We start from the raw sequence: 661 nt of genomic DNA, 5'->3' as shown, positions 1-661 counted from the left end.
GGCGGCAAAATCTGCACTTTCTTGCTCAGTTTCTTCAAGAACGGTGTTGTCAGATTCAAACAGTTCATCCAGCTCAGTCATCAGAGGATCATGCTCTGGTGACATTTCCTCAAGATCACCTAAGAAGTCATTGCTATTAAACGGGACGCTTTCTTCTTGTAATGATTTCGTTAGTTCTGTTTCTGATGCAGCCGGTGGTTGTGGCTGCGCCTCGCTCAGTAGAGCGTCGATATCTAAGCCAGATTCAAATTCTAACTCTGAGGCTTCTTCTTCAACCTGCGCGGTTAGCGGCTTCTCTTCCTCTGGCTCAAGCGCTTTATTTTGTTCCGTTTGAGGCTCGATCTCTTCAAAACCAAAATCAGCCACCAAGTCATCGTCTAACTGACTCTCATCAGCAGTGACTACCTCATCCTCACGAATCAAATCATCGAATGGGTCAAGCTCGCTCGTGGTCTCGTCTTCTAAAACGGGCTCATCATCGTCGTCTTGCAGTAACTCATCGAGTAAATCAACGCTGTTTTCGTCGAGTTCCTCAATTACTTCTTCAGCCTCAAAATCAGATAGCGCTTCCAATTCGTTGAGCGGATCGAACTCTTCCTCGGTTTCGTCTTCATCGAAATCGATCAATTCGTCGAGTAGCTCAGTGCTGTTTTCATCGATA

Annotated in this window: 1 pseudogene; it reads right to left on the bottom strand. The window is 46.0% G+C overall.

Annotated features, from left to right (window positions below):
- A pseudogene (locus tag R7Q48_RS27995) lies at positions 1-661 on the bottom strand (AAA family ATPase); the annotation flags it as partial.

It is taken from the genome of Vibrio sp. 378, from assembly GCF_033339435.1.
This window is presented reverse-complemented; position numbering and strand designations above follow the sequence as displayed.